Raw genomic sequence first — 18,948 nt, 5'->3', positions numbered from 1 at the left:
ATGTCTGAAATGACCCCACGCGAAATTGTCAGCGAACTGAACAAACACATCATCGGCCAGGATAACGCTAAGCGTTCCGTGGCGATTGCCCTGCGTAACCGCTGGCGTCGTATGCAGCTCAACGAAGAGTTGCGTCATGAAGTCACGCCGAAAAACATTCTGATGATTGGCCCGACCGGCGTCGGTAAAACCGAAATCGCCCGTCGCCTGGCAAAACTGGCCAACGCGCCGTTCATCAAAGTTGAAGCAACCAAATTCACCGAAGTTGGCTATGTTGGTAAAGAAGTTGACTCGATCATCCGCGATTTGACCGATGCTGCCATTAAGATGGTCCGCGTTCAGGCAATCGAGAAAAACCGCTTCCGCGCTGAAGAGATGGCGGAAGAGCGCATTCTCGACGTGCTGATCCCACCGGCTAAAAATAACTGGGGACAGTCTGAACAGCCGCAGGAACCTTCTGCAGCGCGTCAGGCGTTCCGTAAAAAACTGCGTGAAGGCCAGCTGGATGATAAAGAGATTGAAATCGATCTCGCGGCCGCACCGATGGGCGTTGAAATTATGGCACCTCCGGGAATGGAAGAGATGACCAGCCAGCTGCAGTCCATGTTCCAGAACCTGGGCGGTCAGAAGCAAAAACCGCGTAAGCTGAAAATCAAAGACGCGATGAAACTGCTGATTGAAGAAGAAGCGGCCAAACTGGTGAACCCGGAAGAGCTGAAACAAGAAGCTATCGACGCCGTTGAGCAGCACGGGATCGTGTTTATCGACGAAATCGACAAAATCTGTAAACGCGGTGAATCCTCCGGCCCGGACGTGTCCCGCGAAGGCGTACAGCGCGACCTGCTGCCGCTGGTTGAAGGCTGCACGGTCTCCACCAAGCACGGTATGGTGAAAACAGATCATATTCTGTTTATCGCCTCTGGCGCATTCCAGGTGGCGAAACCGTCCGACCTGATCCCAGAACTACAGGGTCGTCTGCCGATTCGTGTCGAGCTGCAGGCGCTGACCACCAGCGATTTTGAGCGTATCCTTACCGAACCGAATGCCTCCATCACCGTGCAGTACAAAGCGCTGATGGCGACTGAAGGTGTGGACATCAACTTCACTGAATCCGGTATTAAACGCATTGCCGAAGCGGCCTGGCAGGTTAACGAAACCACCGAAAACATCGGTGCACGTCGTCTGCATACCGTTCTGGAACGTCTGATGGAAGATATTTCCTATGATGCGAGCGATTTGAACGGCCAAAGCATCACAATTGATGCCGAATATGTGAGCAAACATCTGGATGCGCTGGTCGCAGATGAAGATCTGAGCCGTTTTATCCTATAATCGCGTTCAATGCATTTTCATCACTGTTGATGGGGCTGATAAAGCCCCATTTTTATTGGCGCTAAATATGACTGAACAACAACAAATTAGCCGCTCACAAGCCTGGCTGGAAAGTTTACGACCTAAGACCTTACCGCTCGCCTTCGCGGCGATCATCGTCGGTACGGCATTAGCATGGTGGCAAGGATACTTCAATCCGCTGGTTGCTCTGCTGGCATTGATTACGGCGGGATTGCTGCAAATTCTGTCCAATCTCGCTAACGACTATGGCGATGCCGTCAAAGGCAGCGACAAGCCCGACCGCATAGGACCGCTGCGCGGTATGCAAAAAGGGGTCATCACCCAACAGCAGATGAAGCGGGCGCTGATCGTCACCGTGGTCTTGATCTGCCTGTCCGGTCTGGCCCTGGTTGCTGTGGCCTGCCACACGCTGGCAGATTTTGTCGGCTTCCTGGTGCTCGGCGGCCTGTCGATCATCGCCGCAATCACCTATACCGTAGGCAATCGCCCTTACGGATATATCGGTCTGGGCGATATTTCCGTGCTGGTGTTCTTCGGCTGGCTGAGCGTTATGGGAAGCTGGTATCTGCAGGCGCATACGTTGATTCCGGCGCTCATTCTGCCTGCTACCGCCTGCGGCCTGCTGGCAACTGCCGTGCTCAACGTCAACAATCTGCGCGATATCAACAGCGACAGAGAGAACGGCAAGAACACGCTGGTCGTGCGTTTAGGCGCTGTCAATGCCCGCCGCTACCACGCCTGTCTGCTGATGGGCACGCTGGTCTGCCTGGCCCTGTTTAACCTGTTCTCACTGCAAAGCCTGTGGGGATGGCTGTTTATCCTCGCCGCTCCGCTGCTGATTAAACAGGCGCGATACGTGATGCGTGAGATGGATCCTGCGGCAATGCGCCCGATGCTGGAACGCACCGTAAAAGCGGCATTGTTAACTAACCTGCTGTTTGTCGTTGGAATTTTCTTAAGTCAGTGGTCTCTTTAACTGACAAATATCAATTAACAATTGATGATTTTGCCAACAGTACACATAGCGCGATATACTAAAAATTCTCGCAGCAACTGAACGTTGAGCCTATGAAATACGATACATCCGAGCTTTGTGACATCTATCAGGAAGATGTCAACGTCGTGGAACCACTGTTCTCTAACTTTGGAGGACGGTCGTCGTTTGGCGGACAAATCATCACGGTAAAATGTTTCGAGGACAACGGGTTGCTGTACGATCTGCTCGAACAAAACGGCCGTGGTCGCATTCTGCTGGTCGATGGCGGTGGTTCTGTCCGTCGTGCGCTGGTCGATGCCGAACTGGCTCGACTGGCCGTACAGAATGAATGGGAAGGTCTGGTCATCTACGGCTCAGTCCGTCAGGTAGACGATCTGGAAGAACTGGATATCGGCATTCAGGCGATTGCCGCAATTCCGGTCGGTGCCGCAGGGGAAGGTATTGGAGAAAGCGATGTGCGCGTCAACTTTGGCGGTGTAACGTTCTTCTCTGGCGATCACCTGTACGCCGACAACACCGGGATAATCCTCTCCGAAGACCCGCTCGATATCGAGTAAAGAAAACACCGCAATTCGGTGTGATGCCAGTCGGTTAAACAACTGACTGGCTTTTTTTTTGCCACACCACCCTTCCGATTCCCCCATCCAGCGCATTGACGAAGAAAAAACTCTCTCTATACCTAATGATGAATCTCATCACTCTCATCACGAGGTCATCATGCATATCGATCTGACAGGTAAAAAAGCGCTGGTCACCGGAGCCAGTCGTGGATTAGGGCGCGCCATTGCACTGTCGCTGGCGAAAGCCGGTGCTGATGTTGTTATAACCTATGAAAAATCTGCGGAGAAAGCCCAGGCCGTTGCCGATGAAATTAAAGCACTTGGCCGCCATGGTGAGGCGATTCAGGCAAACAGTGCAGACGCTCAGGCGATTCAGAATGCCGTAAACCGCACGGTACAGTCACTCGGAGGACTGGATATCCTGGTCAACAACGCAGGGATCGCACGCGGCGGCCCGCTGGAGTCGCTGTCACTGGAGGACATCGACGCATTGATTAACGTGAACATCCGTGGCGTGGTAGTTGCCATACAGGCCGCGCTACCGCATCTCCCTGAAGGTGGGCGAATCATCAATATTGGCAGTTGTCTTGCCAACCGCGTCGCCCAGCCGGGGATTGCCGTCTACGCGATGACTAAATCAGCGCTCAACTCGCTAACCCGTGGCCTGGCTCGCGATCTCGGCCCACGGGGTATTACCGTTAATCTTGTCCATCCCGGCCCAACTGACAGTGATATGAACCCGGCAGATGGCGAGCAGGCAGAATCCCAACGGCAGCTTATTGCTACAGGGCATTACGGAACACCGGAGGATGTTGCAGCGGCGGTGACGTTTCTGGCAAGCCCAGCGGCTGGGCAGATTTCCGGCACCGGTCTGGACGTAGATGGGGGTTTGAATGCCTGAAATTAACGTTGTGTTGCGGTAAAACGATTGTATTGCCGGATGACGGCTTACGCCTTATCCGGCCTACACAGGAACGATTACGCAATAGATTTCGTGTTGTAGCAAGGCGGCAAACGAAGGTATCCCCAGGAGCGTAGTAAACTACGTGACTGGGGTAACTGAGCGCAGCCAACGCAGCTACGGCACGAAAGATGAAGCGTAATTAGACTTCTTCCATACGACCCAGCAGGGCATGCAGACGATCCTGCCAGCCATTCTGCTGTTCTTTCAGGTTGTTGTTCTCACGCTCCAGCTCTTCACGCTGCTGCTGTGCAGTCTGAACTTCCTGCGACAGTGAGTTGTTCTTTTCTTTCAGCTCTTCGATTTCCATCTGTAACAACGTGATGGTATCAATCGCCTGCTGTACTTTTGCTTCCAGTTTCTCAAACACTTCTAATGACATCGTCATACCTCTCCTGAATTGCAAGGCGTTGATGGATAAAAATCCTCGTCCCGATAACCGGCGACGCCTTAATAAAAACGAGCGCACTCTACTTAACACCGATTGTATGAAGCCGCGTCATCGCTGTCCAGCGGCATCCCGCGCAGATTGCGGTTTGCAACACTTTTAGTCTTTCTCCTGGTGACATGACTGTCATAACTCTTAAGTGTTAACAGATTGATCAGTGAAATGATTCAGCTCACACTATTTTTGTATAACAAATACCGCACAATGGCGCGAAAACGCTCATTTTGTTGATGCAGTACACACATTTTAATTTCGATATTTCTCGTTTTTGAGCGTTAACGATAAATTAACAGTGTGCCTACCGGCTCCGGGGATGTCAGTGACCTTCTCGCACACAATAAACATTAAACTCTCTTCAGGATCCGATTATGAGTCAAACCTCAACCTTAAAAGGCCAGTGCATTGCTGAATTCCTCGGTACCGGGTTGTTGATTTTCTTCGGTGTGGGCTGTGTCGCTGCACTCAAAGTAGCTGGTGCTACTTTTGGTCAGTGGGAAATCAGTATCATCTGGGGTCTGGGGGTAGCGATGGCTATCTATCTGACCGCAGGTGTTTCTGGTGCACACCTGAATCCCGCGGTAACCATCGCACTCTGGCTGTTCGCCTGTTTTGATAAACGCAAAGTTGTCCCTTTTATTATTTCGCAAATTGCCGGCGCCTTTTGCGCAGCGGCATTGGTTTACGGGCTTTATTACAATCTTTTCATCGATTTTGAACAAACCAACCATATCGTGCGTGGCACTACCGAAAGCCTGGGTCTGGCGGGTACTTTCTCCACCTATCCGAATCCGCATATCAATTTTGTGCAGGCCTTCGCGGTTGAAATGGTCATTACCGCTATTCTAATGGGGCTGATTCTGGCTCTGACCGACGATGGTAACGGTGTACCTCGTGGTCCGCTGGCACCACTGCTGATTGGCTTATTAATTGCCGTTATTGGTGCTTCCATGGGTCCGCTGACAGGTTTTGCGATGAACCCGGCACGTGACTTCGGACCGAAACTCTTCGCCTGGATGGCCGGATGGGGTGAGATTGCCTTCACAGGTGGTCGCGATATCCCTTACTTCCTGGTTCCGGTGTTTGGCCCGATTACCGGCGCGATTTTGGGCGCATGGGCATATCGCAAACTGATTGGTCGCCATTTACCGTGCGATGTCTGCGTGATTGAAGAAAAAGACGCGGCGGCCAACACTCAACAAAAAGCTTCGCTGTAATGTGACTACGGGACAAAAATTATGACTGAAAAAAAATATATCGTTGCGCTCGACCAGGGCACCACCAGCTCCCGCGCGGTCGTAATGGACCACGATGCGAATATCGTTGCCGTTTCACAGCGCGAATTCGAGCAAATCTACCCGAAAGCAGGTTGGGTAGAACACGACCCAATGGAAATTTGGGCAACCCAAAGCTCTACGCTGGTTGAAGTTCTGGCGAAAGCCGATATCAGTTCCGATGAAATTGCAGCGATCGGTATTACCAACCAGCGTGAAACCACCATCGTCTGGGAGCGTGAGACCGGTAAACCAATCTACAACGCCATTGTGTGGCAGTGTCGTCGTACCGCAGATATCTGCGAAAAGCTTAAGCGCGATGGCATGGAAGAATACATCCGTAACAACACCGGCCTGGTGATTGACCCGTACTTCTCTGGCACCAAGGTGAAATGGATCCTCGACCACGTTGAAGGCTCGCGTGAACGCGCTCGTCGCGGCGAACTGCTGTTTGGTACCGTGGACACCTGGCTTATCTGGAAAATGACGCAGGGACGCGTACACGTCACGGATTACACCAACGCTTCACGTACCATGCTGTTCAACATCCACTCCCTGGACTGGGATGACACGATGCTGGATGCGCTGGATATTCCGCGCGCCATGCTGCCAGAAGTGCGTCGCTCTTCTGAAGTGTACGGTCAGACCAACATTGGTGGTAAAGGCGGCATTCGTATTCCTATCTCCGGTATCGCCGGTGACCAGCAGGCAGCTCTGTTTGGCCAGCTGTGCGTAAAGGAAGGGATGGCGAAAAACACTTACGGTACCGGCTGCTTCATGCTGATGAATACCGGTGAGAAAGCCGTTAAGTCCGAAAACGGACTGCTGACCACCATCGCCTGCGGACCGACCGGGGAAGTGAACTACGCGCTGGAAGGTGCGGTATTTATGGCTGGCGCATCCATTCAGTGGCTGCGCGATGAAATGAAACTCATCAGCGATGCATTCGACTCTGAGTATTTCGCCACCAAAGTGAAAGACACCAACGGCGTGTACGTCGTTCCGGCATTTACTGGCCTGGGTGCACCGTACTGGGACCCGTATGCACGTGGCGCCATCTTCGGCCTGACCCGTGGCGTAAACTCCAACCACATCATCCGCGCAACGCTTGAGTCTATCGCTTATCAGACGCGTGATGTTCTGGAAGCGATGCAGGCTGACTCCGGTATTCGTCTGCACGCCCTGCGCGTTGACGGCGGTGCGGTCGCCAACAACTTCCTGATGCAGTTCCAGTCTGACATTCTGGGCACCCGCGTAGAGCGTCCGGAAGTTCGCGAAGTCACCGCATTAGGTGCAGCGTACCTGGCTGGCCTGGCAGTAGGCTTCTGGCAGAATCTGGATGAGTTGCAGGAGAAAGCGGTCATCGAGCGTGAATTCCGTCCAGGCATCGAAACCACCGAGCGTAACTTCCGTTACAGTGGCTGGAAAAAAGCGGTCAAACGCGCCATGGCATGGGAAGATCACGACGAGTAATACGTCATTGCCGGATGGCTACTTTGGCTTATCCGGCAAAATCTTCGTGCGGGGGCAACCCCGCACACACATCAATAATCTCGCCCCCTCCCCTGTGCTACACTTCGCGCCATTCCTTTCAGCTACGAGTTTGCAATGAGACGAGAACTTGCCATTGAATTTTCACGCGTGACCGAAGCGGCCGCGCTGGCTGGCTATAAATGGTTGGGCCGCGGCGATAAAAATACCGCTGACGGCGCGGCAGTGAACGCCATGCGTATTATGCTCAACCAGGTCAACATCGACGGCACCATCGTGATTGGCGAGGGTGAGATTGATGAAGCGCCGATGCTGTTTATCGGTGAAAAAGTCGGGACCGGTCTTGGCGATGCGGTCGACATCGCCGTCGATCCTATCGAAGGTACACGCATGACGGCAATGGGTCAGGCAAACGCGCTGGCCGTACTGGCTGTGGGCGATAAAGGCTGCTTCCTGAATGCGCCAGATATGTACATGGAAAAGCTGATTGTCGGCCCAGGCGCAAAAGGGTCTATCGACCTGAACCTGTCGCTGGAAGCCAACCTGCATAACGTTGCCGCTGCACTCAATAAACCGCTGAGTGAGCTGACCGTAACCATTCTGGCCAAACCACGCCATGATGAAACGATCGCCGAAATGCAAAAACTGGGCGTGCGCGTCTTCGCTATTCCAGACGGCGACGTTGCGGCCTCCATTCTGACCTGCATGCCAGACAGTGAAGTTGACGTGCTGTACGGCATTGGCGGCGCACCTGAAGGTGTGGTTTCCGCAGCTGTGATCCGCGCACTGGACGGCGACATGCAGGGCCGTTTGCTGGCGCGTCATGACGTCAAAGGCGACAGCGAAGAGAACCGTCGCATTGGCGAACAAGAACTGGCTCGTTGCGCCGCCATGGGCATTGAAGCGGGCAAAGCGCTGCGCCTCGATGAAATGGCGCGTAGCGACAACGTCATTTTCTCCGCCACCGGCATCACCAAAGGCGATTTGCTGGAAGGGATTAGCCGTAAAAGTAATATCGCCACCACCGAAACGCTGCTGATCCGCGGCAAATCACGTACGATCCGTCGCATTCAGTCGATTCACTACCTCGATCGTAAAGATCCCGATGTGCAGGCGCACATCCTGTAATTGATTTGATCAATAGAGCCTTCCAGCCCATATGGGCTGGAAATCTTTCGTCCAACGAACGAAGATAAGGCAATCAAAGCAGACAGGAGAAAACCATGGCAGATTGGGTAACAGGCAAAGTCACAAAGGTGCAAAACTGGACCGATGCCCTGTTTAGTTTGACCGTGCGAGCTCCAGTTCTTCCTTTCACTGCAGGTCAGTTCACTAAACTTGGCCTTGAGATCGACGGCGAACGCGTCCAGCGCGCCTATTCTTACGTAAATGCCCCTGATAACCCCGATTTAGAGTTTTATCTGGTGACGGTTCCCGACGGCAAACTCAGCCCTCGTCTGGCAGCACTGAAGCCAGGCGATGAAGTGCAGGTGGTGAGTGAAGCTGCTGGTTTCTTCGTGCTGGATGAAGTCCCCGATTGCGAAACGCTATGGATGCTGGCGACCGGCACGGCTATCGGCCCATATTTGTCGATTCTGCAGTTAGGCAAGGACCTGGATCGCTTTAAAAATCTGGTGCTGGTCCACGCCGCGCGCTATGCCGCCGATTTGAGCTATCTACCGTTGATGCAGGCGTTGGAAAAACGCTACGAAGGTAAATTACGCATCCAGACGGTTGTCAGCCGTGAAACAGCCGCAGATTCGCTGACCGGACGTGTACCGGCGTTGATTGAAAGCGGTGAGCTAGAAAAAGCAGTCGGGTTGCCAATGGATAAAGAAACCAGCCATGTGATGCTGTGCGGAAACCCGCAAATGGTACGCGACACGCAGCAGTTGCTGAAAGAGACCCGGCAAATGACCAAACACCTGCGCCGTCGACCGGGCCATATGACCGCAGAGCACTACTGGTAAGAACGTTTTAATGCCCGGTAAACACCCGGGCATTTTGCCGGATGGCGCTTATCCGGCCTACGAGTCAGCTCTGTACTTTACGTCCTGCGTATCCTTACCATATTTATTTGCGTCCTGGGTGCCAATGAACGCCCCCAGATCGATAAGCATACCAACCAGAATCAACGTTGGAACAAAGCGGCCTACCGCCCATTGCCAGACGCCGGGTAATATCGCCCAATTTCCGGCCAGCAGCATCCACGCCAGGATCATCAACAGCGCCCACGCTCCGGAGCGCCCCCGGTCATGCAGACGTTTTACCGTCACTGCCGCCGTTGGCCATAGCAGACACACCAGACAAAAAGCCGCGGTCTGAATATCGAGTAATTGTTTGCTCGCCAGCGAAAACAGAACCAGCATGCTGACGATCCATAGGCCAATCCAAATCCAGAAATCACGGCGCCCGATGCGCCCTTTAAATGAGAATAACCACTGCTGTATGGTCATGTAAGTTCCTTTATTATTACCTTCCAGAACAGTTTACCCTTTTGACAAGCTCGACGGTTACCGTTTTAATCGTGAGCAATGAGAATGAAAGGTACGATTGATGAAGCAAGGATTTACACTGTTTTTATTATTGTTTTCAGCCTTAACCGCGAGCACTGCGGTACTGGCGGAAGAGCCATCGACGGCAACCACGGCCCCCTATTTACTGGCGGGCGCGCCGACCTTTGACCTGTCGATTAGCCAGTTTCGTGAAAACTTTAATACGCAGAATCCGAAGCTTATTCTGAATGAGTTCCGCGCCATCGACAGCAGTCGCGATCGAGCAAATCTCACCCGCGCAGCCAGTAAAATCAATGAAAACCTGTATGCGTCTTCCGCTCTTGAACGCGGCACCCTTAAAATCAAAAGCATGCAGATAACCTGGTTACCCATTCAGGGGCCAGAACAAAAGGCAGCCAAAGTGAAAGCGCTGGAATACATGACCGCCGTCATCCGCACCGTCGCACCGCTACTGACGAAGGAACAGAGCCAGAAAAAGCTGCAAAAACTGCTCGCCGCAGGCAAAGGTAAGCGCTATTACGCTGAAACAGAAGGCGCAATTCGCTATGTTGTTGCTGACAACGGTGAAAAAGGACTGACCTTCGCTGTTGAACCGATTAAGCTGGCACTATCAGAAAGTCTTGAGAAGGCGAATTGATGACAAAAAGCAAAGCCTTTCAGGGGATGAATCTCTATACTGTTTCACAGACCATGCTGCCCTCACGGGCGGCCATATTCCTTAATTCGCTGACAAGCGTGGAGAAATGAAATGCGACATCCTTTAGTGATGGGTAACTGGAAACTGAACGGCAGCCGCCACATGGTAAACGAACTGGTTGCTAACCTGCGTAAAGAACTGGCTGGCGTTGCTGGCTGTGCAGTAGCGATTGCTCCGCCGGAAATGTATATCGACCTGGCGAAACACGCCGCTGCCGGTAGCCACATCATTCTGGGCGCGCAGAACGTTGACCTGAACCTGTCTGGCGCATTCACTGGTGAAACAAGTGCTGAAATGCTGAAAGACATCGGCGCGCAGTACATCATTATCGGTCACTCTGAGCGTCGTACTTACCACAAAGAATCTGACGAGCTGATCGCTAAAAAATTCGCCGTGCTGAAAGAGCAGGGTCTGACTCCAGTTCTGTGCATCGGTGAAACCGAAGCAGAAAACGAAGCGGGCAAAACTGAAGAAGTTTGTGCACGTCAGATCGACGCGGTTCTGAAAACTCAGGGCGCAGCAGCATTCGAAGGCGTCGTTATCGCTTACGAACCAGTATGGGCTATCGGTACCGGCAAATCTGCAACTCCTGCTCAGGCTCAGGCTGTTCACAAATTTATTCGTGACCACATTGCTAAAGCTGACGCGAAAATCGCTGAGCAAGTTATCATCCAGTACGGCGGTTCTGTAAACGCAGCTAACGCGGCAGAACTGTTCGCTCAGCCGGACATCGACGGTGCGCTGGTTGGTGGTGCTTCTCTGAAAGCAGACGCCTTCGCAGTCATCGTTAAAGCAGCAGAAGCCGCTAAACAGGCTTAAGTTGTTAAGGCGGGAGGAGCCCTCCTCCCGCTGTATTAACTACCAGTATCCCAACCAGTGCCACCAGAAGGCGCCGGTCACACCCCAAATGGTCAGGTTGACCACACTCATCACCAGCCCCGTTTTCCACCACTCCGCCAACGTGACATAGCCCGAACCAAAGATAATAGGCGCAGTACCCGTGCCATAGTGCGTGAGCGACATCATCAAGGAGGAGGAGAAACCGAGCATTAAACCAAGCAGCGCTGGCGGCGCGCCGAGGCCTAAGCCTGCGGCGAAGAACGCAGCGAACATAGCCGTAATATGCGCAGTTGTGCTGGCGAAAAAGTAGTGCGAGTAGACGTAAAGCAGGATTAACAGCAGCGTCGCAACACTCCAGTGCACGCCAAGATGGTCGATTGCGCTACCCACGCTGGTTGCCAGCCATCCCACCAATCCCAGTTTGCTGAGAAAATCCGCCATCATCACCAGCGCGGCAAACCAGACTATCGTATCCCATGCCCCGCGGCATTTAAGAATGTCATCCCAGCTCAATACACCCGCCATCAATAGAATCGACAATCCAATTAACGCGGCGCTAGTGGGGTTTACGCTCCAGGCACTGCCCATCAGCATTGCTGGAACACCCGCCCATAGACAGAGCAGCAAAATGAACACCCCCAAGGTGATTTTCTCTGCCAAAGAAAGTGGACCCAGCGCATCCAGTTTTTGCCGCGCAAACTGCGGCGCATTTGGCGTGCGCGTGATAGCTGGCGGATAGAGCCACCAGATTACAATCGGCATAACAACCAGTGATACCAGTGCGGGAAGAAGCGCCGCAATAGCCCACATTCCCCAGGTCATGTTCAGCACGCCATCCGTCCCCTTTGTCAAAAAACTGACGATTAACGGATTAGGTGCGGTCGCGGTGATGAACATTGCCGAGCTGATCGGGTTAATGTTGTAGTTCACCAGCGCGAGATAACGGCCCGTTGAGCCATTCTCGGCATGGCCTGGCTGCGAGCCGAGGCTCTCCGCAATCGCCCGCATTACCGGGTGGATAATGCCACCACCACGCGCGGTATTGCTTGGCGTTACGGGTGCAATTAGCGTTTCCGCAAGGGTTAATGCCCACGCAATACCCAGCGTTCTTTTACCAAATAGCGCAATAAACCCGTAGCCAATACGCGCGCCCAGGCCGGTCTTTAACAGACTTTGCGACAGCATAATGGATAAACCAATCAGCCAGATTAGCTGGTTAGAAAAACCACTCAATGCATCGTTCAATGCCGCCGAGGGTTTGCCTGGGTTAGTAACGCCTGTCATCGCCACCAGCATAATCGCCACAATCGCAATTGCACCAATGGGCATAGCTTTACCGATAATCGCGGCGATCGTACCAATAAACAGTGCCAGCAGGTGCCATGCTTGCGGGGTTACGTCAGGAGGACACGGGATAACAAACCAGATGGTCAGCGTAATCACAAGCGAGATGATGGCAGGCCAGCGGCGGATGGGGGTCAAACTGTCCATGAATCAATCCTTGAGTTTCCAGTGCGCAAATCTGCGCTCAGGCATTAACCGATATTGCCGCGCATAATACAATTCACTCACTCACAAAACATAAAATTAACATTTTGATACAGCTACAGTTTTCCCAACACCGTAAACCAGGCGTAATCCAGCGGCAGAAGAATCAAATACGTTGCCGCCGCCAGTGCGATACACAGCAGCATCCCTGCCCTTGCAGGTACTTTCCCGAGCGCCATCGCCACCACGATCGGTGAAGCCTGATACGGCAACAGTGGTGTGGAATAACCCAGCACCTGGATCATAATCACCGACAGCAGCGGGAATCCCGTCGCATCGGCAAAGCTTTGCGCCAACGTGGTATACAGCGCCGGAACACCGTTCGCCGTCATAATAAAATTAAGCGCCGTGGTAATACCGGTCAGCGCGAGGAAACTGGTAAACGGCTTTTCCGCATCCAGCGGCATCACCTGTAACAGCGCTTCGCCAACGGCGCTACCAATACCTGTCTGCGTGACGGTGATCGCCAGCCCCAGAATACCCGCCACATAAATACAGGTACGAATGTTGACCCCAGTGGAAAACTCGTCGCCATTGATAAAGCCAACCCGTGGGAGCAATGTGATAACTGCCGCCGCCAGCCCGGTCCACGCGGGGCCAATGCCGTGCCAGCTTTCGCTTACCCAAAGAAGCAACACCACTGCTAACATCCAGGCCAGACGTTTTTCATCTCCACTCATCGGTTCCGACGGCGTGAGATCGCGCGGCGCATGGGGCTTGCCAGGGAACAGCCAGCAGATAAGCACGATGAGAACCGCGCCTTTAAGCCAACCCAGAACCGGCGTATGCAGCAGCAAATAGGGAAGATAATTGAGGTGGATGCCGTAAGAGCCTTCCGCCGCGCCGCTCATCACCAGATTCGGTACGTTTGCGGGTAAAATCGTCGCAGAAAGCTGGAATGTCCCAAACCCAACGGCCAGTGCCAGACCATACCAGGCGCGCGTACCATCGTTAATTCCAGCTCGTTTCGCCATCGCTGCGACAATCGGCATCAGCAGCGCAATGCGGCCCATGTTGGATGGCATTACAAACGCCAGCGCGTAACTCAACAGCACCACACTCGCCACCATTAACGGCCAGGAGTCGGTCAACCGTGATGACAGCGCCCTCGCCGCCCTGTCCGCCAGCCCCGTTTTACGAATCGCGATACCCAGCACAAAGCCGCTAAACACCAACCAGAATGCGGAGGACGCAAAGCAGCCAAAGATCACATCCGGAGGCGCGATTTTGGCGACCATCGCCACGGCAAAGAACAGCAGCGCCGTTATAAACTCCGGCAGCAGCGACGTAGCCCAGAGCAGAATGGTGATGCCAACCACCAGAGAGGGGATAAACAGAGGGTGTGTAAGCCAGAGCGACATGCCTGTCTCCTGTTGTTTTTTTCAACAAGAATACGGGGACAGGCATGCGGAGTAAACGCCAGATTAGGTGGGGTTAACGCAGAATATCACATTGATGATCCTGAATTTCCTCAGCGGAGGCGAGATTCAGCGCCAGCAGATTGCGCTGAGTAGCCAGCAGAACAAAGGATTCATCGCTCTGACGCACCATCGCCAACGCATAGCTGCCCATATGCTCACGTGCATCCGGCACCTCTTCTGCCAGCATCATAAATGGGCTGCGTTGTGCCAGTTCATTTTCCGTGACGCGACGCGCCAGATATTCATGACCGCGCAGCCCACCTGGTAGAGGTAGCCAGCGGGTGCTGATTTTCGCCAGGTTGTCATCCAGCTGTTTTCTGACATCGGTTCGCAGGCAGGAGATATGAATATGCAGGTGATTTTGAGTACGCCCGCTACGTGAGTTAATGGTCAGAGAGACTGCTTTGTCAGGGATTTCCTGGCCGTATTTTTGGCTCATAAAGCTACGCGCCTGCCAGGCCAGCCAGAAAAAGTTCGGCGTGCCTGATTTCAACAGCAGTGGGCTTTCCGTACCGTTAATGCGATAAGTGGGCATCAACAAATATTGCAAAGGGCCGTTACGGTCTTTGAACACCACATATCCGGCATCCAGCTTCACTTCTGCGCATGGTGCAGGATCCTGCTGCTGCAACTGGTGCGGCAAGCATTGTTGAAGGACGATCTGGCGTAATGCGTCCGGGTTGCTGGTGAATTTCCAGTACCCGATGCCTGCAGCGGCGGCGACTACAATCACCGCCAGTAAAAGATAGCCTGCTTTTTTCATTACGCGTTTCCTGTATCCCATTGAAGGGCAAGAGTAACGCAAAACCATGACAAATAAAAAACCCGGTCGCGTTAGGCCACCGGGTCGGTAAATCACAGACTTATTTAGCGTTTGCTGATCTGGTCGAACGTACCGCCATTAGAGAAGTGCTCTTTCTGCGCTTTTGTCCAGCCGCCAAACTCTTCGTCGATGGTGAACAGCTTCAGCTTCGGAAATGCATTTTCGTATTTCTTCGCAACGTCTGTATCACGTGGACGATAGTAGTTTTTCGCTGCAATTTCCTGGCCTTCCGGAGAGTAGAGATACTTCAGATAAGCTTCCGCCACCGCTTTGGTGTCTTTCTTTTCCACCACTTTATCGACCACGGAAACGGTCGGCTCCGCGAGAATAGATTCACTCGGCGTCACTATCTCAAATTTGTCTTTACCCAGCTCGTTCGTTGCCAGCAGCGCTTCGTTTTCCCAGGCGATCAGCACATCACCGATACCACGCTCAACGAAAGTATTGGTTGAGCCACGTGCACCAGAATCGAGCACCTCAACGTTTTTATACAGGGCCTTCACAAAGTCTTGTGCCTTGGCCTGATCGTTGTTGTTGTGGTGCAGTGCATAGCCCCATGCCGCCAGATAGTTCCAGCGTGCGCCGCCTGAGCTTTTCGGGTTTGGTGTAATCACTGACACGCCCGGTTTGATCAAATCGTTCCAGTCATGAATTTGTTTGGGGTTGCCTTTGCGGACCAGGAACACGATGGTGGAGGTGTAAGGCGCAGAGTTATCCCGCAAACGCTTAATCCAGTTTTTATCAATTCGACCACGTTCAGCAATGGCATCCACGTCGTACGCCAGTGCCAACGTCACGACATCGGCTTCAATACCGTTGATGACAGAGGTCGCCTGTTTACCAGAGCCGCCGTGCGACTGGCGGATAACGACGTTATCGCCCGTTTCCTGCTTCCAGTGCGCGCTGAAGGCTTTATTGTACTGCTCGTACAGTTCACGTGTTGGATCGTACGATACGTTAAGTAACTGAATATCCTTTGCCAGAACGCTGGTCGATGCCAGCAATAATGTTAACCCTACGCCCCATTTGTTCATCGCCCAGCTCTCTTATGTGATGTTGTGATGAGCAAAGCGTGCCAGAAAGGCATCCAAACATTAAAGAATAAAAAAAGATTTGCTATAACTTCGGGGAATAAATGAGGAAGGTTGTGCCGGATGACGACTTACGCCTTATCCGGCCTACAAGAGTACACGCTGTAGGCCCGGTAAGCGAAGCGCCACCGGGCAACAAAAAACAATCAGTACAGTTTTTTCGCGCAGTCCAGCCAGTCACCTTTGAACGGACGCTTCATGTTCTCGATAGCATCGATGATGTCGTGGTGAACCAGCTGCTCGTTCTGAATACCGACACAGCGACCGCCATGACCTGCCAGCAGCAGTTCAATAGCATATGCGCCCATACGGGATGCCAGGATACGATCGTAAGGAACCGGGGAACCACCACGCTGAATGTGACCCAGCACGGTTGAACGCGTTTCGCGGCCCGTTTCCTTCTCGATGTAATGCGCCAGTTCGTCAACGTCACACATGTGTTCAGTGATCGCTACGATTGCGTGTTTTTTACCTTTCGCGATGCCCGCTTTGATTTCAGCAACTAAATCGTCGCGACTGAATTCCACTTCCGGAACCACTACGAACTCACAACCACCGGCAATTGCAGCCGCCAGGGTCAGATCGCCACAGTAGCGGCCCATCACTTCAACGATGGAAATACGCTGGTGAGAAGAAGAGGTATCACGCAGACGGTCAATCGCTTCTACTACAGTACCCAGAGCGGTGAAGTAACCGATGGTGTAGTCGGTGCCCTTGATATCGTTGTCGATAGTGCCCGGCAGACCGATGCACGGGAAGCCCATTTCAGTCAGGCGTTTTGCACCCATGTAAGAACCGTCACCGCCGATAACAACCAGCGCATCAATGCCACGCTTTTTCAGGTTTTCGATAGCCACCGCACGCACGTTTTCGTCGCGGAATTCCGGGAAGCGAGCTGAACCGAGGAAAGTACCGCCACGGTTGATCATGTCGGATACGCTGTAGCGGTCAAGCTGGACCATACGGTCTTCATACAAACCCAGGTAGCCATCATGGATCCCCATGACTTCCAGCCCTTCCGTCAACGCTGCACGTACAACACCACGGATTGCTGCGTTCATGCCCGGCGCATCACCGCCGCTTGTCAACACACCGATTTTCTTAATCATGACTACCTCTGAACTTTGGAATGCAAAATGAAATCTGCTGCCGGAAGTCGATTCCGCATATCGAAACGATCCAACGAATATGCAGATAGTATAACAATCACTTCCTGCTGAATTGATTCAGGTCAGGCCAAATGGTGGTAATTTATACACAAAATGCTGGCCCGGTTCACTTTTTACAACGAATTATGAAAGCTCAAACACCTTGCCTTCCTTGGGTACGACTGAACAGGGATCCTGATGAATGATGACATCCGATCCCGGGAAACGCCGTAAAATTGCCTGCTCAACCTGTTCAGCCACTAAATGCGCCTGAACGAGCGGCAGATTATCTTCCATTTCCAAATGAATCTGAATAAAGCGGGTCGGCCCTGACTGCCGCGTGCGAAGATCGTGAGCGCCGCTGACCCCAGGCCATGACGTCACGATATCAATAATTTCCTGACGTTCCTCATCGGGTAAAGCGCGATCCAGCAAAGATTGCACTGCCTCATACCCCATGCGTAATGCGCTATATAAAATATAGATGCCAATCCCGAGCGCAAACAAGGCATCCGCACGATGCCAGCCGTACCATGCCAGCCCGAGCGCAATGAGAATCGCACCGTTCATCATAACATCAGACTGATAATGAAGCATATCTGCCCGAACGGCCTGACTTTGCGTACGCTTCACTACCCAGCGCTGAAACGAGACCAGAATGATTGTACACACTAACGCAATGATGGTGACAACCACCCCAACGCCGGGATCTTTCATCGGCGTCGGTTGGATGAGATGCTGAATCCCGGTCAGGAATAAAAACAGCGCCGAACCGGAAATAAACATGCTTTGCGCCAGCGCCGCCAGTGATTCCGCTTTTCCGTGTCCGAACGTATGTTCATCATCGGCCGGTTGCAGCGAATAGCGCACCACCAACAGGTTGGTTAACGACGCCGCGATGTCCACCAGAGAATCCACCAGTGCAGCCAGAATACTGACCGATCCGGTGTACCACCACGCAAAAATTTTGATCAAAAGTAACAGCGATGCCATCACGGTCGCCGCGATTGCCGCCCGGCTCACCAGCCGCCCATAGGTATGATTCATAAACACTCCAGCCAGAATATGCCGCTAGTATAACGGATGAAGTAAAACAGTCAGGCAATAACCGAGTGACAAATTTTGGGCAAAAAAAACCCCCACATCATGTGGGGGAAGACAGGGATGGTGTCTATGGCAAGGAAAACAGGGTTACTACTGGGAACGTGAGTTGCTACTACTCAATAAATTCAACGATGAGCTTTTTTTCCAGTGCGCTACGTCGCGCAGTTGCTCCATTCGTTGTTCATGTTTCTCATTTAAAACCGCTTGCTGCTCGGGCGTTAACAGGCGATACATCTGGTTGCGGATCCTGGCTATTTCAACCTGGCGGGCAACCTGTTCTTGCGCCATTCTTTCTGCCTGAGCGCGCACTGCGCTTTCATCAAATTTCTCTGCGGTGACAAGGCGATGCATTGTCTCCATTTCGCTAACATTAACAGGAGGCTGTTCGTGTCTTGCCTGCTGCATTAAATCTCGCATCTGTTGACGTTGATGTTCGGTTAAACTGATACCGTCAAACATGTGGCTCTGAACGCTACGTTGCGATGAGCCTTCACCCAGGTGCCAGTGATCGCCTGTGACGACTTCAGCTGCATGGCTAAATGTACTAAGTGCCAGCGTTGAGGCCATGACGGCAGCGCTAACTTTGCCCATCACTTGCTCCCAAAATCTTTTCTGTCGCGATTCAACGAGAGACAGTTTACGATTCGGGCTGCAAACATGCGTCAGGGGGTGTAAAACA

The 18,948-nt window shown here is 52.7% G+C and carries 19 protein-coding genes; 10 read left to right on the top strand and 9 right to left on the bottom strand.

All coding sequences use genetic code 11. The features are described 5' to 3' along the window. The 4 genes from hslU to E6P06_RS04440 all read left to right on the top strand — a co-directional run bounded on the left by hslU (position 1) and on the right by E6P06_RS04440 (position 3,811). Complete coding sequence (gene hslU / locus E6P06_RS04455) at positions 1-1,332, top strand: HslU--HslV peptidase ATPase subunit (RefSeq protein ID WP_003028803.1); 1,332 nt, start codon at positions 1-3, stop codon at positions 1,330-1,332. A gap of 67 nt (positions 1,333-1,399) precedes the next feature. Beyond that, positions 1,400-2,329, top strand: a complete 930-nt coding sequence (gene menA, locus E6P06_RS04450) for a 1,4-dihydroxy-2-naphthoate polyprenyltransferase (RefSeq protein ID WP_003028801.1) — start codon at positions 1,400-1,402, stop codon at positions 2,327-2,329. A gap of 92 nt (positions 2,330-2,421) precedes the next feature. Further along, the gene (rraA, locus tag E6P06_RS04445) at positions 2,422-2,907 is read left to right on the top strand and encodes a ribonuclease E activity regulator RraA (RefSeq protein ID WP_003028798.1); all 486 of its coding nucleotides are present in this window, start codon (positions 2,422-2,424) and stop codon (positions 2,905-2,907) included. A gap of 160 nt (positions 2,908-3,067) precedes the next feature. Further along, on the top strand, positions 3,068-3,811 hold the full coding sequence (locus E6P06_RS04440; RefSeq protein ID WP_096890306.1) for an SDR family NAD(P)-dependent oxidoreductase: 744 nt from the start codon (positions 3,068-3,070) through the stop codon (positions 3,809-3,811). Positions 3,812-4,013: 202 nt separating this feature from the next. On the opposite strand, the gene zapB is transcribed toward E6P06_RS04440, so the two are convergent. Beyond that, entirely contained in the window at positions 4,014-4,259 is a 246-nt protein-coding gene (zapB, locus tag E6P06_RS04435) for a septal ring assembly protein ZapB (RefSeq protein WP_088732415.1), read from the bottom strand. A gap of 428 nt (positions 4,260-4,687) precedes the next feature. Here zapB and E6P06_RS04430 point away from each other — a divergent pair, with 428 nt between their 5' ends. The 4 genes from E6P06_RS04430 to fpr all read left to right on the top strand — a co-directional run bounded on the left by E6P06_RS04430 (position 4,688) and on the right by fpr (position 9,051). Next, on the top strand, positions 4,688-5,533 hold the full coding sequence (locus tag E6P06_RS04430; protein ID WP_003028793.1) for an MIP/aquaporin family protein: 846 nt from the start codon (positions 4,688-4,690) through the stop codon (positions 5,531-5,533). Positions 5,534-5,554: 21 nt separating this feature from the next. Further along, positions 5,555-7,063 (top strand): glycerol kinase GlpK, encoded by a 1,509-nt coding sequence (glpK, locus tag E6P06_RS04425; protein ID WP_003028792.1) that lies wholly within the window; start codon positions 5,555-5,557, stop codon positions 7,061-7,063. Between the two features lie 135 nt (positions 7,064-7,198). Beyond that, positions 7,199-8,209 (top strand): class II fructose-bisphosphatase, encoded by a 1,011-nt coding sequence (gene glpX, locus E6P06_RS04420; RefSeq protein ID WP_139934976.1) that lies wholly within the window; start codon positions 7,199-7,201, stop codon positions 8,207-8,209. Positions 8,210-8,304: 95 nt separating this feature from the next. Next, positions 8,305-9,051, top strand: a complete 747-nt coding sequence (gene fpr, locus E6P06_RS04415; protein ID WP_003840504.1) for a ferredoxin--NADP(+) reductase — start codon at positions 8,305-8,307, stop codon at positions 9,049-9,051. A gap of 57 nt (positions 9,052-9,108) precedes the next feature. Here the strand turns inward: fpr and E6P06_RS04410 are convergent, their stop codons facing one another. Further along, positions 9,109-9,537: a DUF805 domain-containing protein gene (locus E6P06_RS04410; RefSeq protein ID WP_003840502.1), complete on the bottom strand. Its 429-nt coding sequence runs from the start codon at positions 9,535-9,537 to the stop codon at positions 9,109-9,111. Between the two features lie 100 nt (positions 9,538-9,637). Here E6P06_RS04410 and E6P06_RS04405 point away from each other — a divergent pair, with 100 nt between their 5' ends. Further along, the gene (locus tag E6P06_RS04405; RefSeq protein ID WP_016151274.1) at positions 9,638-10,234 is read left to right on the top strand and encodes a YiiQ family protein; all 597 of its coding nucleotides are present in this window, start codon (positions 9,638-9,640) and stop codon (positions 10,232-10,234) included. 111 nt (positions 10,235-10,345) lie between these two features. Beyond that, positions 10,346-11,113 (top strand): triose-phosphate isomerase, encoded by a 768-nt coding sequence (gene tpiA, locus E6P06_RS04400; protein WP_003028783.1) that lies wholly within the window; start codon positions 10,346-10,348, stop codon positions 11,111-11,113. A gap of 39 nt (positions 11,114-11,152) precedes the next feature. Here the strand turns inward: tpiA and E6P06_RS04395 are convergent, their stop codons facing one another. The 7 genes from E6P06_RS04395 to cpxP all read right to left on the bottom strand — a co-directional run bounded on the left by E6P06_RS04395 (position 11,153) and on the right by cpxP (position 18,860). Further along, positions 11,153-12,625 carry a DASS family sodium-coupled anion symporter gene (locus tag E6P06_RS04395; RefSeq protein WP_016151273.1) on the bottom strand — a complete coding sequence of 491 codons (1,473 nt, stop codon included), beginning with the start codon at positions 12,623-12,625 and terminating at the stop codon, positions 11,153-11,155. Positions 12,626-12,738: 113 nt separating this feature from the next. Next, complete coding sequence (locus E6P06_RS04390) at positions 12,739-14,043, bottom strand: SLC13 family permease (RefSeq protein WP_139934975.1); 1,305 nt, start codon at positions 14,041-14,043, stop codon at positions 12,739-12,741. A 73-nt stretch (positions 14,044-14,116) separates the two neighbouring features. After that, positions 14,117-14,866 (bottom strand): CDP-diacylglycerol diphosphatase, encoded by a 750-nt coding sequence (locus E6P06_RS04385; protein WP_044701838.1) that lies wholly within the window; start codon positions 14,864-14,866, stop codon positions 14,117-14,119. Positions 14,867-14,970: 104 nt separating this feature from the next. Then, positions 14,971-15,960, bottom strand: a complete 990-nt coding sequence (gene sbp, locus E6P06_RS04380) for a sulfate/thiosulfate ABC transporter substrate-binding protein Sbp (protein WP_139934974.1) — start codon at positions 15,958-15,960, stop codon at positions 14,971-14,973. 203 nt (positions 15,961-16,163) lie between these two features. Continuing rightward, positions 16,164-17,126 carry a 6-phosphofructokinase gene (pfkA, locus tag E6P06_RS04375; RefSeq protein WP_003028778.1) on the bottom strand — a complete coding sequence of 321 codons (963 nt, stop codon included), beginning with the start codon at positions 17,124-17,126 and terminating at the stop codon, positions 16,164-16,166. 183 nt (positions 17,127-17,309) lie between these two features. Beyond that, entirely contained in the window at positions 17,310-18,212 is a 903-nt protein-coding gene (fieF, locus tag E6P06_RS04370; RefSeq protein WP_003028775.1) for a CDF family cation-efflux transporter FieF, read from the bottom strand. A gap of 147 nt (positions 18,213-18,359) precedes the next feature. Next, complete coding sequence (gene cpxP, locus E6P06_RS04365) at positions 18,360-18,860, bottom strand: cell-envelope stress modulator CpxP (protein WP_003028767.1); 501 nt, start codon at positions 18,858-18,860, stop codon at positions 18,360-18,362. Positions 18,861-18,948: the final 88 nt, after the last annotated feature.

Origin of the sequence: Citrobacter sp. CF971 (assembly GCF_006385635.1) — a bacterium.
Taxonomy (GTDB): Bacteria; Pseudomonadota; Gammaproteobacteria; order Enterobacterales; family Enterobacteriaceae; genus Citrobacter; species Citrobacter freundii.
This window is presented reverse-complemented; position numbering and strand designations above follow the sequence as displayed.

Bases quoted from the DNA above. Each gene is read 5' to 3' on its own strand.
- hslU (WP_003028803.1), top strand. From the start codon at position 1: ATGTCTGAAATGACCCCACGCGAAATTGTCAGCGAACTGAACAAACAC.
- menA (WP_003028801.1), top strand. From the start codon at position 1,400: ATGACTGAACAACAACAAATTAGCCGCTCACAAGCCTGGCTGGAAAGT.
- rraA (WP_003028798.1), top strand. From the start codon at position 2,422: ATGAAATACGATACATCCGAGCTTTGTGACATCTATCAGGAAGATGTC.
- E6P06_RS04440 (WP_096890306.1), top strand. From the start codon at position 3,068: ATGCATATCGATCTGACAGGTAAAAAAGCGCTGGTCACCGGAGCCAGT.
- zapB (WP_088732415.1), bottom strand. From the start codon at position 4,259: ATGACGATGTCATTAGAAGTGTTTGAGAAACTGGAAGCAAAAGTACAG.
- E6P06_RS04430 (WP_003028793.1), top strand. From the start codon at position 4,688: ATGAGTCAAACCTCAACCTTAAAAGGCCAGTGCATTGCTGAATTCCTC.
- glpK (WP_003028792.1), top strand. From the start codon at position 5,555: ATGACTGAAAAAAAATATATCGTTGCGCTCGACCAGGGCACCACCAGC.
- glpX (WP_139934976.1), top strand. From the start codon at position 7,199: ATGAGACGAGAACTTGCCATTGAATTTTCACGCGTGACCGAAGCGGCC.
- fpr (WP_003840504.1), top strand. From the start codon at position 8,305: ATGGCAGATTGGGTAACAGGCAAAGTCACAAAGGTGCAAAACTGGACC.
- E6P06_RS04410 (WP_003840502.1), bottom strand. From the start codon at position 9,537: ATGACCATACAGCAGTGGTTATTCTCATTTAAAGGGCGCATCGGGCGC.
- E6P06_RS04405 (WP_016151274.1), top strand. From the start codon at position 9,638: ATGAAGCAAGGATTTACACTGTTTTTATTATTGTTTTCAGCCTTAACC.
- tpiA (WP_003028783.1), top strand. From the start codon at position 10,346: ATGCGACATCCTTTAGTGATGGGTAACTGGAAACTGAACGGCAGCCGC.
- E6P06_RS04395 (WP_016151273.1), bottom strand. From the start codon at position 12,625: ATGGACAGTTTGACCCCCATCCGCCGCTGGCCTGCCATCATCTCGCTT.
- E6P06_RS04390 (WP_139934975.1), bottom strand. From the start codon at position 14,043: ATGTCGCTCTGGCTTACACACCCTCTGTTTATCCCCTCTCTGGTGGTT.
- E6P06_RS04385 (WP_044701838.1), bottom strand. From the start codon at position 14,866: ATGAAAAAAGCAGGCTATCTTTTACTGGCGGTGATTGTAGTCGCCGCC.
- sbp (WP_139934974.1), bottom strand. From the start codon at position 15,960: ATGAACAAATGGGGCGTAGGGTTAACATTATTGCTGGCATCGACCAGC.
- pfkA (WP_003028778.1), bottom strand. From the start codon at position 17,126: ATGATTAAGAAAATCGGTGTGTTGACAAGCGGCGGTGATGCGCCGGGC.
- fieF (WP_003028775.1), bottom strand. From the start codon at position 18,212: ATGAATCATACCTATGGGCGGCTGGTGAGCCGGGCGGCAATCGCGGCG.
- cpxP (WP_003028767.1), bottom strand. From the start codon at position 18,860: ATGGGCAAAGTTAGCGCTGCCGTCATGGCCTCAACGCTGGCACTTAGT.